This is a genomic window from Membranihabitans maritimus (assembly GCF_021729145.1).
Lineage (GTDB): Bacteria > Bacteroidota > Bacteroidia > Chitinophagales > Saprospiraceae > Membranihabitans > Membranihabitans maritimus.
In genome coordinates this window covers 36,801-51,086 of sequence record NZ_JAJSLW010000007.1, presented here as the reverse complement: position 1 = coordinate 51,086, position 14,286 = coordinate 36,801, and the positions used below count along the sequence as shown (strand labels likewise).

The 14,286-nt window shown below is 37.2% G+C and carries 14 protein-coding genes; 4 read left to right on the top strand and 10 right to left on the bottom strand.

Annotated elements, in window-relative coordinates; all coding sequences use genetic code 11:
- Nucleotides 1–13: 13 nt before the first annotated feature.
- Nucleotides 14–754 carry a gluconate 2-dehydrogenase subunit 3 family protein gene (locus LVD47_RS09765; protein WP_236975602.1) on the top strand — a complete coding sequence of 247 codons (741 nt, stop codon included), beginning with the start codon at nt 14–16 and terminating at the stop codon, nt 752–754.
- A gap of 125 nt (nt 755–879) precedes the next feature.
- Here LVD47_RS09765 and LVD47_RS09760 read toward each other — a convergent pair whose 3' ends face one another.
- From LVD47_RS09760 to LVD47_RS09725, 8 genes are all read right to left on the bottom strand, one after another.
- On the bottom strand, nt 880–2,373 hold the full coding sequence (locus tag LVD47_RS09760) for a flotillin family protein (protein WP_236975600.1): 1,494 nt from the start codon (nt 2,371–2,373) through the stop codon (nt 880–882).
- 13 nt (nt 2,374–2,386) lie between these two features.
- Nucleotides 2,387–2,983 carry a hypothetical protein gene (locus tag LVD47_RS09755; protein WP_236975598.1) on the bottom strand — a complete coding sequence of 199 codons (597 nt, stop codon included), beginning with the start codon at nt 2,981–2,983 and terminating at the stop codon, nt 2,387–2,389.
- Between the two features lie 386 nt (nt 2,984–3,369).
- On the bottom strand, nt 3,370–4,695 hold the full coding sequence (locus LVD47_RS09750; RefSeq protein WP_236975597.1) for a Gfo/Idh/MocA family protein: 1,326 nt from the start codon (nt 4,693–4,695) through the stop codon (nt 3,370–3,372).
- A gap of 106 nt (nt 4,696–4,801) precedes the next feature.
- Nucleotides 4,802–5,383, bottom strand: a complete 582-nt coding sequence (locus LVD47_RS09745) for a Maf family nucleotide pyrophosphatase (RefSeq protein ID WP_236975596.1) — start codon at nt 5,381–5,383, stop codon at nt 4,802–4,804.
- 18 nt (nt 5,384–5,401) lie between these two features.
- The gene (locus LVD47_RS09740; RefSeq protein WP_236975595.1) at nt 5,402–6,301 is read right to left on the bottom strand and encodes a UbiA family prenyltransferase; all 900 of its coding nucleotides are present in this window, start codon (nt 6,299–6,301) and stop codon (nt 5,402–5,404) included.
- 14 nt (nt 6,302–6,315) lie between these two features.
- On the bottom strand, nt 6,316–6,807 hold the full coding sequence (locus LVD47_RS09735) for a KdsC family phosphatase (protein ID WP_236975594.1): 492 nt from the start codon (nt 6,805–6,807) through the stop codon (nt 6,316–6,318).
- 11 nt (nt 6,808–6,818) lie between these two features.
- Nucleotides 6,819–7,613: an O-methyltransferase gene (locus tag LVD47_RS09730; RefSeq protein WP_236975593.1), complete on the bottom strand. Its 795-nt coding sequence runs from the start codon at nt 7,611–7,613 to the stop codon at nt 6,819–6,821.
- A gap of 65 nt (nt 7,614–7,678) precedes the next feature.
- Nucleotides 7,679–8,347, bottom strand: coding sequence for an ABC transporter ATP-binding protein (locus tag LVD47_RS09725; RefSeq protein ID WP_439652000.1), 669 nt, complete (start codon nt 8,345–8,347; stop codon nt 7,679–7,681).
- 77 nt (nt 8,348–8,424) lie between these two features.
- On the opposite strand from LVD47_RS09725, the gene LVD47_RS09720 reads away from it, so the two are divergent.
- The 3 genes from LVD47_RS09720 to ribB all read left to right on the top strand — a co-directional run bounded on the left by LVD47_RS09720 (nt 8,425) and on the right by ribB (nt 12,069).
- Nucleotides 8,425–9,666 carry a glycosyltransferase family 4 protein gene (locus LVD47_RS09720; RefSeq protein ID WP_236975591.1) on the top strand — a complete coding sequence of 414 codons (1,242 nt, stop codon included), beginning with the start codon at nt 8,425–8,427 and terminating at the stop codon, nt 9,664–9,666.
- Between the two features lie 98 nt (nt 9,667–9,764).
- On the top strand, nt 9,765–10,985 hold the full coding sequence (locus LVD47_RS09715; protein ID WP_236975590.1) for a glycosyltransferase: 1,221 nt from the start codon (nt 9,765–9,767) through the stop codon (nt 10,983–10,985).
- Nucleotides 10,942–12,069 carry a 3,4-dihydroxy-2-butanone-4-phosphate synthase gene (gene ribB, locus LVD47_RS09710; RefSeq protein ID WP_236975589.1) on the top strand — a complete coding sequence of 376 codons (1,128 nt, stop codon included), beginning with the start codon at nt 10,942–10,944 and terminating at the stop codon, nt 12,067–12,069. The genes LVD47_RS09715 and ribB overlap by 44 nt, the downstream gene beginning before the upstream one ends.
- Nucleotides 12,070–12,333: 264 nt before the next feature.
- Here ribB and metF read toward each other — a convergent pair whose 3' ends face one another.
- On the bottom strand, nt 12,334–13,293 hold the full coding sequence (metF, locus tag LVD47_RS09705) for a methylenetetrahydrofolate reductase [NAD(P)H] (protein WP_236975588.1): 960 nt from the start codon (nt 13,291–13,293) through the stop codon (nt 12,334–12,336).
- 252 nt (nt 13,294–13,545) lie between these two features.
- On the bottom strand, nt 13,546–14,211 hold the full coding sequence (locus LVD47_RS09700) for a carboxypeptidase-like regulatory domain-containing protein (protein ID WP_236975587.1): 666 nt from the start codon (nt 14,209–14,211) through the stop codon (nt 13,546–13,548).
- Nucleotides 14,212–14,286: the final 75 nt, after the last annotated feature.

Here is a 14,286-nt window from a genome sequence, read left to right as displayed (position 1 = left end):
AAAAAATAAAAAGATGGATCGGAGAGAGACAATAAAAGCACTAATGGCCGGATCGGTAGCATCTTCATTTGTTATTACCAGCTGTGGGCCTGACGAGTCTACTATGAAAAATGCAAAAGTAGGAACGGAAAATGGTGAAGGCTTTTCCACTATAGAAACAGGTGCTTTTGATTTGGATAAAGAAGGGCATGGATATGGCCGGACGCCGGAAGAAGAGGCCTATGACGTTAAATTACTATCGGATACCTTTTTCAATGAGCACGAAATGGCTACAATAGCTATATTAGCTGATATCATTATTCCCGCGGACGATGTATCAGGATCAGCTACGGATGCGGGGGTTCCCGAGTTTATAGAGTTTATTGTAAAGGATATGCCATATCATCAAATTCCCGTCAGGGGAGGTTTGATGTGGTTAGACCATGAGAGTAATAAAAGATTTAATAAGGTCTTTAAGGATTTGTCTGACCAACAACGCATTGATATTGTTGATGATATTGCTTATCCAAAGGATGTAAAACCTGAATTTACCCAGGGAACGAAATTTTTCTCACATATACGTAATTTGGTAGCTACTGGTTTCTTCTCCAGTAAAATGGGTATAGAGGATATTGGATATGTAGGGAATACTCCCAATGTGTGGGACGGTGTTCCGGAGGATGTATTGAAAAAACACAACAAATCTTACGACGAAAAATATATGGATCAGTATATAAAACCTGACCAACGCAATGAAATTGCCTCCTGGGATTGATCAATAACTTTGATTTTGTAAAGAATTAAAAAATCCGGTAGCGATTCAATTAATATTGCTACCGGATTTTGTTGTTTATAAAGGGTGTAAGTTGTTTTGAAATAACCAGTTGTGGTGGAATTAATTTATTCCTTCCCGGTTCCATTTTTTACAGCTTCCTCAGAAGGTTCTTGGCTGTCACCTGAAGAATTTCCATCACTACTATTCTTTGTGCCCAGATATTCCGGTAAATTCATTCCCGCCATATCGAATAAATCATGCATAGGGGGTACGGAACGATACAATCCTGAGATAAATTTAGAAGTTGAATTCTGACCATTTCCCTGGCTGTTTTCATTACCTCCTTCCCACACGGTTACTTTATCAATTTTGATATTTTTGATAGCCTCGACTTGCGTTTTAACTAATTCTTCCAGTTTGTCAGCAATGACCATTAAGACTGCATCCCTGGTATTACCATTTGCTGCTTTGACTATTTTATCAAATCCTTCGGACTGTTTTTCGAGGATCTCCAGCATACCGCGGGCTTCCGCCTCTTTTTTCATGAAAATAGCATCGGCTTCCCCTTTAGCTATTAGCCTTTGTCTTTCTGCTTCAGCTTCAGCAGCAATAGCGATTTTCCTTTTTTCTATTTCTGCATCTACGATTTCGTCTGCTTCTTGCTTGGCACGTTCTCGGTTTGCCCGGGCTAACTCAGCTTCCTGTTCTGCAAGGTAGGCTTCTTCAAGCGCCTTGGCTGCTTGAATTTTTTCTGAAGCCGTGGCTTTTCGCAACGCTTCAGCCTCTCTTTCGCGGCGTATGGCATCGGAGGCGGCAATTTTAATCTTAGCGTTATTCTCCCCTTCTATGGCCAGGGCATCGGCTTCAGAAATTCTGATTCTTTCCATTCTTTTGGCATCCGCTTCACCCGAAACTGCTTCGGCTTCATAAGATGAAACTTTTATCCTTTGTTCTTTTTGAGCCATGGAAGCTCCTATGGCTCCTTCCCGCTCTCTTTCCGCTACTCTTACTTTGGCCTCGTTCACTGCATGAGCAGCTGCCTCTCTTCCAAGAGCTACAATATAACCTGACTCGTCTTCAATATCAGTAATATTTACATTTATGAGAACCAGTCCTATTTTCTTTAGTTCACTGCCAACATTGGATGCTATGTTGGAAAGAAATTTATCCCTGTCGGAGTTGATTTCTTCAATATCCATTGTTGCTACGACTAGACGTAATTGTCCAAAGATAATGTCTTTGGCTATATCCCTAATTTCTCCTATTGATTTTCCCAAAAGTCTTTCAGCGGCATTGACCATGGTACCCTCATCATTGGAAACAGCGACTGTAAACCGGGAAGGAACATTAACCCGGATGTTTTGCCTACTCAAAGCATTTTTCAAATCTACATCAATAGAAATAGGGGATAGGTCCAGATAGGCATAGTCTTGTATTATCGGCCATACAAAAGCAGCTCCCCCGGCTACGCACTTGGCAGATCCACTACCGGTTTTTCCATAGATTACAAGTATTTTGTCAGATGGACAACGTTTATAGCGCGTTACAAATAAGAGTAATAGTAATATGACCAGACCAATAAGGCCTGCCATAATGATTAAAGTGACGTCTAAGTTCATTGTTAGAGATTTATTATGAATTAATAGTGTCTATTTTTTCTACAAGAAGGCTGTTGTCGTTAAGTACTTCGATGATCCGTACCTTTTCACCGCTTTGAATCGTGGGGCCTTCCGTAACAGCATTGAGCTCTCTCAGACTTTTGTTGAGCGTAATGTGTATTTTGCCTTTTCCTTGCTTAGCCGGCGGAATGGAGAGGTAAACATCGCCTTTTTCAAAGATGAGATCAAGCAGGTCAGCATTTCCCATCTCCGTCATTTTATTGAACTGCTTTACCAGGACTACTACGAGGAACATCGCAACCAGCCCTGATATGATAGAGTAGGGAAGAAGTTGCCAAAGGGATTTCCCTTCACCGAGCAACAAAACCCCGGTCCAGCTAAAAAAGGTAAAAAAAGCAGTAATTGATTTGACGCTAAATACGGGAAAGTCAATATTCCCGTCAATATCGGTATCCACATCCAGGTCAATATCCGAATCACTGTCAAAACCCAATAAACTGACGATAAATACCAATACAAATACTACCGAAAACAAAAGAGCCATTGCCCAAAAAATTTGCTCAGTACCGTTTAACGCTAACCACCAATCATTAATTGATAAAGTTATCATATTGAAAAATTAATTATGGAATATAGTTGTCCACCTGTAATTTTAACCCTAAGTAGGAAAAATTAATTCAATTATATTATTATTTTTTCGTAAATGATGTCAAATTAACGATGAATAAGGGGGTTTTATCGATAAGTGTGTTAACCGTATGCTCATTCAATGTTGTAGAGAAATATTCAATTGTAAAAAATAACTTTCAATTTTAGAAAAAATGAAACTGGCGGAAGAAGTATGCAGCTGGGACTCTGTGCAAAGCAATAACGGATTACGTCAGATTTTAACACTCAAAATAGATCTCACATATCCTTGATCACAAGTTTACCGGAAGGGGAAGGCGTATTATCTTTCCTGCAAGTTCAACAAAAAGTTCCTTCCCATCATTACTTTTACACTTTGGGTAATTTCCAATTATTGTGGTATTCAGCCTCCAGAAATTTATTGGCATTCTTTTCTGCAAACTTCCCTTTTCCCGGATCCCAATGTACTTTCTCACCGGCTTTCAGGGCAATATTCCCCAAGTGACACACTACTGCAGCATTATATCCTACCTGTAGAGGTGTATTTAAATCCGATTTATTTCGCGATTTTACGACATCGATAAAGTTCTGGGTATTCAAATCAAGGCCATTGTCTACTGACGGCATCCATTCTATAGCTTCGATTTTATCTTTTCCGTTCTCCTGTTCCGGAATAACTTTCCACCCGCCTCTATTCAGGGCAAGGGTACCGTTGTTACCAATAAAGCCAATTCCATGATTCATGCCGAAATTCCCGGAATTAATACCGGTGCCGTGCTCCCAAATAAGGGAAAAATTCCCATAGTCATAAACGGCCTGCATCGTATCAGGGGTTTCTTCAGCACTGTCGGGATATCCGTATTTGCCCCCCACGGCCATTACGCTTTCTGGATAGACCACATCCATTCCATAGATGCCATAGTCCATCAGATGAACGCCCCAGTCTGTCATTAAGCCGCCAGCGTAATCCCAAAACCATCGAAAATTAAAATGAAATCGGTTTTTATTGAATGGACGTTTTGGAGCCGGTCCGAGCCACATATCATAATCGACCCCTTGCGGAACGGGAGAGTCCGGCACAACGGGAACGGAGTTCATCCATCCCTGATATGACCAAACCTTGGAAACACGTATATCTCCCAATTTTCCTGACCTGACATATTCTATTGCATCATTGAAGTGTTTTTGACTTCTTTGCCATTGCCCAATCTGTACTATTCTGTCTGATTTATCGGCTTTGGTAAGCATAATATCGCATTCTTGTATTGAATTGGCGATAGGTTTTTCACAGTATACATCTTTCCCTGCATCGAGTGTATCTGCTAGCTGAAGGCAATGCCAATGGTCCGGAGTCCCGATAATTACAACGTCAATGTCTTTGTCTTCCAGCATCTTGCGATAATCCCCATAGGTTTTTGGTTTTTTTAAGCCCTTATCGGTCAGGTCCTTTATCCGGCTGTCAATTACATTTTTATCTATATCGCATAGGGCAACGCATTCTATTTCCGGTATTTTCAACATGGATGAAAGATCAGAAAACCCCATCCCTTTACAGCCTATCAAACCCACCTGAATTTTGTCATTTGGTGAAATACTATTTTTCCTTCTCAGAAGGTCCTTTAAAATTGATTCGGGAAAAACGGATATGCCAGCAGCATATAAACCGGATTGTTGGATAAAGCGACGTCGACTCATTTAGGTTATAGTTTTTTATAAATAATAAGTACCAAAATAGAAAAAATTAATTATTGTCTTGCTTTGGTGAAAAAGAAATTAGTTTGGAAATGAGTTGATCTTACATTTAGCTTTTTTGCCAATTCACCAAATAGTTGTGTATCATATGGGTTGGTAATCCCATCACGTTACTAAAACTACCTTCGATTTTAAAAATTTTTGACCATCCGATCCATTCCTGAATCCCATATGCGCCGGCTTTATCTAACGGTTTATATTTTTCTACATAATAGTGAATCTCCTGTTTACTCAATGGTTCAAAGTAAACCTTTGTCTCTGCTGAAAATGTGGATAGTTTATTTGGTATACCCATAGTGACACCTGTAATTACAGAGTGGCTGGTGTCACTTAATTTTGTGAGAAATTCAAATGCTTCATTTTGATTACGAGGCTTAACCAGGATTTCATTCCCTTTACACACTATGGTATCGGCAGTTAAAAGGATTTCGTCGTTTTTTATATGAGTTATAGCTTGTTTCGCTTTGTAATAAGAAATTTCCTCAGCAATTTTATTGGAGGATAGCCTCCGGTTTATTTTTTCAGTGAAAGGTAGTTTCTTTTGTCGCACATTTAAGTCCAGATTTTTCAATAGTTCCAGTCTGCGGGGAGAACCGGACGCCAGAAATATGGTAGGCATTGTATATTGCATAATTTAAAATAATAAGGTTTATTGCCAAAATACCAATAGCAAAAGGCCCAAAAGTATATAGACTTTTATCAGTTTGGATAAAAATGAAAAAGTATGTTTTTTTACCGTAGAATTTATGATTGCCAGTAGGGGGACGAGGGGTGTAAAAAGAATGAGAATTCCCAAATTAATATTTTGTTGGTCCAGAAATTCAGCAAGTAGATAAATTCCGTATGCATTAGAAATAGCTAAAATAAAGACGATACCATTGATGAGTATACGAACGGTTTTCAAAGGAAGGAATCCTGTAGTCTTTAATCCGGCCTGCTTATCATATTCCCAGTCTTGCTGGTCTTTAATTATTTCACGGATGAAATTAACCAGAAAAGCATTAAGAATATATCCCCAGAATATTATTCCCGCTTTTTTACTAAAATCAAAGGGAACCATACATGTTTTAATCGCGAGGGGGACTACCCAAACAGAAGCTGCACATAACAAAGCGACCAAAAGATTACCATAAATAATGGTGTTTTTTACATAGGCGGAGTATAAAAATAATGATAGGGTTACTATGATTACAGCAAGGGGTAAGTACAATGACCATCCCACATATAAACCTACAATTATTAAAATACCGGTAGCAATCAAAAGATTTTTATAGAGATTGAAAGCACTTGAAATATCGGGGAAGATTTCAAGTATAGATAGTTTAGTGGGTTTGAGATTATCCGTTCGCCGGTCGTAAATATCATTGACAATATTGCCTGCACCCAGTGTAATAGCCGTAGTAAAAAGTAACAATACTATTTGAGCAAAAGTACTCTGGGAATTACTGCATAATGGTTTGATATAACAATAATACAATACAATTTGCATTAACCAGACGAGGATTATATTTTTCCAACGAATCAGGTAAAGGAAGGTAGAAATACTCATAGTATACGGATTTTTTACCAGAGGTCCTTACTTTTTAGAATTCTTTCTATCAGATCCCGGACACACCCTGCTCCTCCATTGTTGCTGGAGACAAATTGGCTTATACTCAAAACTTCACGTGTGGCATCTGCCGGACAACATCCTAATCCCACTTCCTGAATACATTGCATATCCAGGATATCATCTCCCATATAAGCAATATTCTTTAACGGAATAGAAGTTTCCCGGACAATTTCTTTTAAAACTTCCCACTTATTGTGAATCCCAGTATAGATCTTTTTAGCTCCGACATTGGAAAGACGGTTTACTACGCCCTTGCTACTTCCTCCCGTAATAATCATGATATCTATTCCTGCAGCTATCAATCTTTTCATGGCATAACCATCCCGGGTATTCATGGTTCGCAAAAGTTCCCCTTTTTCTGTTATCAATATTTCTGTATTGGTCAGCACTCCGTCTACATCTAGTATCAACAGTTCTATATTTTTAAATATCTGAAGGTCCATATTTTTTAACTTTAGTCTTTCAATCTAATCTTCCAGGGTTTATATTTCTGGGGAATGAGAATTCTGTGTTCAGGTTTTGAGTTTTCAGGTTTAAAAAACAATATTCCTAGCTGAAAGAGATCAACACTTGAACGGACCAACGGGTCGTTTTTCAGTTCTTCCCACGCTTTTTCCATTTCTGTACTCCAATGGATATCATCTAAAATTGCTATTGTTGTGGGCTTGAAATGAGGTTTTAGTTTTTGAAAATAAGTTTTAGTAGCCTTATAGTTATGATGGCCGTCGAGAAAAACCAAATCAAAATCCTGATCGGGGGAGATATCCTCCAGAAAGGAATGAAATGTATTATTTATAGAATCAATTTCTAGGTTTAATTGAGAGAAATTTTTATTGGCAATTTTAAATACTTCGGAGTCTCCTTCTACGGTAGTAATTTTAGATCCTGGACTACCTTTGGCCAAATACGCGGAAGAGATTCCAAGTGAAGTACCAAATTCAAGAATTTCTTTGGGTTGGAAAAATGAAGATATACGGTATAGCCATTGGCAAACCAATGGATGAGAAATTGAGGATTTGGCAATATTAGCAATAGTAGTAATTGTACGTAATTGTTTGGAGCCGGCACCAAAATCGGTCCGATGAATGGTAGAGCTATCGGCCTTTAATTTATTTCGGAGCGTTTCTATATCGGGAAATCGCTTTACGGGTTTTTCCATTACAGCTTCTGCAAATTTATATAAAAATGGTGAGTGGACTTGGTAAATGGTATCAGCCGATCGATAGTATTTAAAAAAAGCTTTATTCATCAACAAAAATATTGAAAAGAGCAAATGGTTGTTCTATAAGAGGAAGAGTCTGATATTTTCTTCAATTAGTTTTCAGTTAATTTGGTAATTATACCATCCTCCATGTAGGCAATCCTGTCGCATTTTTTAGCAAAGCCAACATCGTGTGTTACTACAACAATGGTTTGGTTTAATTCCTTTTGCAACTTTTTAAATAACGCTAAAATTTGTTGGCTATTTTCAGAGTCCAGATTTCCGGTGGGTTCATCGGCTAATAGGTAACTGGGATCGTTGACCAGTGCACGGGCAATAGCGACTCTTTGCTGTTCTCCTCCTGATAACTCTTTGGGATAGTGTTTTTTACGTTGTCCTAACCCAATAAAATCAAGTAGTTCCTCAGATTTATTAACAATTTCTTCTTTTCTTAATTTTCCCCCGATCATGGCAGGTATGCCTACATTTTCTACTGCTGTAAACTCATCCAATAAATGGTGAAATTGAAATACAAACCCCAGATTTGTATTTCTAAACTTTGCCAAATCCTTTTGACTTTTATTAAAAATATTTTCACCTTCATAAAGTATTTCTCCGGAATTGGGATAATCGAGTGAACCTAAAATCTGGAGGAAAGTACTTTTACCTGCACCTGATTTTCCCTGGATAGAAATTATTTCTCCCGTATTTACTTGTAAATCAACTCCTTTTAGTACTTCAAGATCGTCGTAACTTTTGTATATTTTTTTAGCTATCAATATTTTTTAATTTTAACGTTAGTCACCGGGAATAATAATACAGGTTTTTCCGTTTTTTTTATATTTTAGGTTCCTATAATATGAAAATATTACAACTTTGTAAGAAATTTCCATGGCCATTGAAAGACGGTGAATCGGTAGCCGTTAATTCCTTAAGCAAGGGATTGGTTTCTCAGGGAGTTGAGATGGATCTATTGGCCATGAATACTTCAAAACATTTTACAGTTGTAGATTCCGAAGTACTCAGTGCCATTGGTCATTATTCAACCGTTAAATGGGTTCCCCTTAATAATTCAATAAATATTTTTCAAGCTTTATGGAGCCTTTTTGAGGATAATTCTTACCACATTAAGCGATTTATTAATAAGGAATATTCAATGAAATTGGTCAATATGCTTCAATCGGGCACAAAATATGATTTTGTACTTTTGGAGAGCTTGTATATGATCCCTTATTTGCATATTATTAAAAAGAATACAAATGCTAAAATCTTGCTTAGGTCACATAACGTTGAATTCGAAATATGGGATCGGTTGGCCAATAATAAGAGAAACCCGATAATAAAATGGTACCTGAAGCGATTGGCTGGTCAACTTAAGGATTTTGAAGTGAGAAGTTTGGGGGATATTTCTTATTTACTTCCTATATCCCAAAAGGATGGAGAAAAGTATGCAGGTTTTGGATACCGGGGAAACTTATTTCACTTGCCGGTGGGAATGGACCTGAATCAATATCCAATGAAGAAGATGGAACAAAGTGACAAGGTAGAACTTGGTTTTATAGGCTCGCTGGATTGGATGCCAAATATTGAAGGATTGATGTGGTTTTTGCGGGAAGTTTGGCCCGCAGTGGAAAATAAATACGGAGAAAAATGTGTACTACATATAGCCGGAAGGAATATGCCTCGTAATTTACTAAGTATACATAAGAAATCAGTGGTAATTCATGGAGAAGTAGATGATGCAATAGCGTTTATTAATCAATTTCCTTATTTTATAGTACCTCTTTTTTCCGGTAGTGGTATGAGAGTAAAAATATTAGAAGCGATGGCTTTAGGCAAAATTGTATTGAGTACAAAAGTAGGGATTGAGGGCATTCCAGCTACAGCCGATAAGGAATATTTATTGACGGATTCTAAAGAGCAGTATTTATCAGCAATTGACAACTTAATGGAAAATAAATATTCTACTTCCATTATCGGAAGAAACGCAAGATCTTTTCTGGAAGATAATTATAGTCTTACCGGCGTTTCTGAAAAGTTTTTTGAATACTTGGAAATGGTAAATATGGGTAAAAAACCTCTTGAAAAAAAGGTTCGATAATCATCGGAATGTTGAAATCCTAAATGGCAGTGCTCTTTTGATTTAATTACCGGGGAACGTTTATTCAATTGAAATGATAATAGTACTTTTGCGATTGAATGAAAAATAATTTTCCAAGATTAGCAATATTATCTTCCAGATTTCCATTTCCAGTCGAAAAGGGTGATAAATTAAGGCTCTATCACCAAATCAGGTATTTATCTGATTTTTATGATATCTACTTATTTTCACTATCGGAAGCTGAAATCCCGGATCCTGATTACCAGGAAATTAAACAGTACTGCCAATCTATATTTACCTATGTTGAAGGGAAAAGAAACAGAGAATTCAGGGTCTTTCTAAAGTATTTTGATGGTGTTCCCTCCCAGGTAAATTATTTTTATTCTAAAAAAATTGGTCGGAATATGTGGAAGGATTTGATTATGACTAATCCCGATGTAGTATATTGCCAATTATTTAGAATGGCACCGTATGTGGAAAAATTGCCAGCTCCTAAAGTGTTGGATATTATGGATGCTTTTGGGAATATTGCCCAGCTTCAAGCGGCATCTTCCAGAGGAATTTCTGAAAAAATATTTTGGTCTAAAGAATCGCAATTATTAAAAAACTATGAGCATATCCTCAAGGAGCGATTTTCATCTTTTACGATTATTTCCGAAAGAGATGCCGATGAATTAAAAGTTATAAACAAGCAGGATATTCATATAGTGAGAAATGGAATAGATGTGGATTACTTTGATTCTTATGATGGGACCCTTCCGAAAAATCGATTTGACATCTCATTTATTGGAAATTTGGAATATAGACCCAATCAGGAGGCTGCTTATTATATTGCCAATAAAATGTATCCGTACTTCGCAGAAATGGGAATAAACTTGAAGGTTTTGATTGGAGGAAAAGGGGCCGAGAAGCTGAAATCAAAAATAACCAATGACAACATTTATCTTCATGGCTGGTACGATGATATAAGGGAAGCATATTATTCGGCACCAATATTTGTAGCGCCTATTTTTTTGGGTAGTGGAATGCAAAATAAGGTGCTTGAAGCAATGGCATGTTCACGTGATGTAATCTGTAGTAGTCATGTAATGGAGGCTATGCCAATGTTGAAAGGATATGCCAAAATTGCCGATACACTGGATGATTATTTTAATTCGTATATGGATATCCGCGATCGAAGTGAAAAGAATAACGAACAAAATTCCCCACTCGATGTTTTGAAGGAGACATTGACTTGGGATAAACAATGTAATAATTTAAGAAAAGTATTAGAAGATGCAAGAAAATACCATAAATGGGATATTGATCAATACCATTGAAGAAGCACTGGAAGACATCCGTAATGGAAAAGTCGTAATTGTCGTTGATGACGAAGACCGAGAGAATGAAGGGGACTTTATATGCGCAGCAGAGAAAATTTCTCCTGAAATTATAAACTTTATGGCGACATACGGAAGAGGTCTTATCTGTGCACCTATTACAGAACAGCGGGCATTTGAACTTGATTTATACCCGATGGTTGGAAATAATACGTCAATGCACGAAACAGCTTTTACTGTTTCTATAGATTTGAAGGGTTTTGGATGTACTACGGGAATATCCGCCTATGATAGATCTACAGGAATCAGGAAATTAGTCGACCCTGAAACAAAACCTACGGATTATGCCAAACCCGGGCATATATTCCCCCTTAAAGCCAAAAATGGTGGAGTACTTCGACGTACGGGACATACTGAGGCTGCGATCGATTTGGCGCGACTGGCAGGATTTTATCCCGCGGGTGTGCTGGTGGAAATATTGAATGACGATGGTACAATGGCCAGGTTACCGCATTTAAGTGAAATTGCAGAGAAACATGATTTGAAATTAATCACCATCAAAGATTTGGTTTCTTATCGACTACAAAAGGAACAACTTGTTACAAAAATACACTCGGAGATATTGAAGACACCCTATGGTGTTTTGACTTTCAGTGTGTATAATCAAATTACTACAGACGATCAACATTTGGTTATTAGTAAAGGCCAGTGGGATGAATCAGAATCTGTTATGGTCCGGGTACAATCTTATGTTGACTGGGAAGATGGAGTTTTTGATTATGTATTTAAAGAAAATACGCATGAAGTAAAAAAAGCATTGGATCATATGGAAAATGTTGATAATGGGCTTTTGCTGATTATGCATCACAAAGAAAAAATGAAAGATCCTGTATCATTAATACATCAATTTACGCAAGGTAATTCCGTCAAGAAGGAAATGGACCAACAACGTGATTTTGGGATTGGGGCTCAAATATTATTGGATATGGGTATACGTAAAATGAAATTGTTGACAGAACATCCCAAAAAGAGAATTGCCCTGGATGGATATGGACTTACCATAGAGGAATTTTTGCCTTTATAAATTAAAGTTCACCATTTATAAAACGGGTTTATAAACTCTGACTGCAGTGGTGTTCTCATATTAACACAGGTGCCCGGGAAGAAAAGAACGATGAGGGCCCCTAACGTTTAGACATTTCTGTCGTTTCTATCCCGGTATAATCAGTTTTGAGATAGACTGAATAATGCGGATAAAATAGATTGGAACGGGTGTTTTATGAGTTTCGAAGCAGGCCTCTTCTAGCTAATCACAAGTTCGGAGTCTCGATACCGTTTCTCTCATTCGTTAAAATACTGCTTCTGCAATTTTGCTAATGGTTTTAGAGTCACCCATGGTATAGAAATGAATTCCAGGTACTCCGGCTTCCTTTAACTCTTTGCATTGCTGGATACACCATTCTATTCCTACTTCTTTTACTTTTTTCTTACTATCCTTTACTTTGAGCATTTCTTTTGACAGCTCATTAGGAATATTGGTGAAGAAAAATCTGGGAATTGAATTTAACTGATATAATTTCGTCAATGGTTTTATGCCGGGAACAATAGGAACTTTTATGCCATTTGCCCTGCATTTATCACGATACTTAAAGAAAGCTTTGTTGTCAAAGAACATCTGGGTGACAATATAATCGCCACCTGCATCTATTTTATCTTTTGTAAATTGAATATCAATTTCTTCATTTGGCGCTTCAAAATGCTTTTCCGGATACCCGGCAACCCCGATGCAGAAATTGGTTTTTTGTCCGTTCTCAATATTGGCATCAAGATAAATTCCGTTATTCATTCTTTCCACCTGTTTTACCAGGTCAATGGCATATTCATGTCCTCCTTCGGTTGGTACGAACCTGGATTCGAATTTTCGGGCATCTCCTCTTAAGGTCAGGATGTTTTTAATTCCAAGAAAATTCAAGTCTATAAGTACATCTTCTGTTTCTTCGATTGTAAATCCTCCACACAATAAATGTGGAACAGATTCTACACCATATCGATGCATAATGGCGGTACATATACCAACCGTCCCAGGGCGTTTTCTAATGGAAGTCTTTTCGTAAAACCCATTTTTGTTTTCCTTATATACGTATTCTTCACGGTGGTAAGTGACGTCTATAAAGGGAGGTTTAAATTCCATTAAAGGATCTAGTGTTTTAAAAATTGATTCGATACCACCACCTTTAATCGGGGGTAATACTTCAAATGAAGCCAGGCATCTCCCTTGAGCCTTTTCAAAATATTCAGTCACTTTCATTTATCTTCAATTTTTGATTCCTGAATGGTAGAAAAAATTTATTCCATTCAAGAACACCCATAAACTTACCTTCATCATTTCCCATGTAAATGTTGATTAAATAAATTTATGTTCATTTCATAAAATCAAATCTTCATTTCTTTCATTGAGAAAATATGCGGGGCAAATTTGCCACGACAGGACCGCAAAGGTAATCATTCATTTGATTATACCATATTTATTAAAATATTATGATAAATGGAATACAGGATTTTATTGTTTGGACTTACTCTTAAAATCACCGTTTTTTAAACTCTTAATAAACTTTGCCCAGGCAATAGGACTTAGAATGTTCATAGGGGGTGTTTGACCCATATAATAATAGGTTTTAGCTTGTTGTTGAAGGTAAAATGCGGAGGTTTCTTCTCCGGATCGCGGAGTGAATTTTTGAAGTGCCTGAAGCTTTTCAGGGGATAAATTTTCCTCGGCAAGGTCCATTAACTCCTGATCTGGCACTTCCAAAGCCAAAAACTCTTGTTTGAAATGTTCTTTACTTGGCCAGGGATAAATGGTAGCTTGTGGCAATACGATTGAATCCTTGGACATTAACTGTATTATCGAATATCTATTCGTAGATAAAGTATCGGGGATAACATATTCGATTGTTTTATAACCTAGTGCTGAAAATTCGATCGTTTGTCCTTTTTGAGCTACTATTGAAAAGAAACCATCGAGATTAGAATAAGTACCCCTTCCAGTTCCCGGGATAAATATATTCGCAAAAGGAATTGGGGAAATAGTATCTTTTTCTTCAGCGACCACTACACCTGAGAATTGAACAAGCAGGGAATCAGAAATTGATTTTTGTCCATTTGTCCGGGTAATGGCAATGGCCAACAAAAGCATTGGGAATAATATGTAGGAAAAATTTAATTTCATCTTGAATTCTTTAAAATAAAGATCTTATAGTGAAAATAACGAATTTTAATTAAAATGAAGCTTGATCCTTCAATG